The organism is Thiorhodococcus drewsii AZ1 (assembly GCF_000224065.1).
Lineage (GTDB): Bacteria > Pseudomonadota > Gammaproteobacteria > Chromatiales > Chromatiaceae > Imhoffiella > Imhoffiella drewsii.
The window spans coordinates 1-1,030 of record NZ_AFWT01000118.1 but is presented as its reverse complement, the minus strand read 5'-3'; the positions used below and the strand labels follow the sequence as shown (position 1 = coordinate 1,030).

Here is a 1,030-nt window from a genome sequence, read left to right as displayed (position 1 = left end):
ATGAGCTATGTGGGCAGTGAAGCGTTGCTCGATAGCACCCAGTTGCGTGAGCTGGATGCGCATCTGCAGAGCACGCTGTATCAAACTGCAGCGGGCGTGGCGCGCTACGTCGAGCAACGCTGGGACGTGCGCTACACACCCAGCGGCATGAACGCGCTGCTGCATCGCCTCGGCTACGTCTACAAGAAACCGACGCTGCTGCCAGGCAAGCATCAGCCGGTCGAGGTTCAGGAGGCGTTTGTCTCCAAGTACCAGGATTTCAAGGACAAAAAGTCCGAAAAGGACGTGATTGTCTTCATGGACGCGGTTCACCCGCAGCACAATCCGGTGCTTGGCTGCGGCTGGATCAAGCGCGGGAAGCGGCAGGCGATCCAGAGCAACACTGGACGGCAGCGGCTGAACATCAACGGTGCGATCAACATCGAGACGCTGGAACTCACGTACCGCATTGACGACACGATCAACGCGGTCTCCACGATTGCCTTGCTCAAACAGTTGGAGAGCGCTTACCCAGCGGCCTCTCGCATCATCGTGATTTGCGACAACGCCCGCTACTACAAATCCAAGCTCGTCGCGGAATACTTGAAGAACTCCCGCATTCAACTTGAGCCATTACCGGCGTATAGCCCGAATCTCAACCTGATCGAGCGATTCTGGAAATTCTTCAAGAAGCAAGTGCTTTACAATCGTTATTACGAGCGGTTTGCCGAGTTCCGAATAGCCTGCAAAGAGTTTTTTGCGGAGCTGGATCTCTATGCGCCCCAACTGCGCACGCTGCTTGCTGAGAACTTCCAGATTATCGGTAATTGAGAACCGAAATCCTGCATTCGCTAGGTATAACCAACTAAACAGGTCCCATTAATTTCCTTTGCGGTGTCGCTCAGTTCTTCTTTTAAGTCTTGGAAATGGCTAAAGTCGAGATGAATGCTGTTCTTGATTTCGATATCTAGGGTTCAAACCCCCGCCTTTCAGGCGGGCAGATTTCATCTTCAGCCCTCTCGCTGCTACGGTTGATCCTGGCCCCTGGAGC

At 53.9% G+C, this 1,030-nt stretch carries 1 protein-coding gene; it reads left to right on the top strand.

Annotation, left to right across the window (positions count from 1 at the left end):
• On the top strand, positions 1 to 810 hold an 810-nt coding region (locus THIDRDRAFT_RS23290; RefSeq protein ID WP_007043410.1), incomplete at its 5' end, for an IS630 family transposase.
• Positions 811 to 1,030 lie beyond the last annotated feature (220 nt).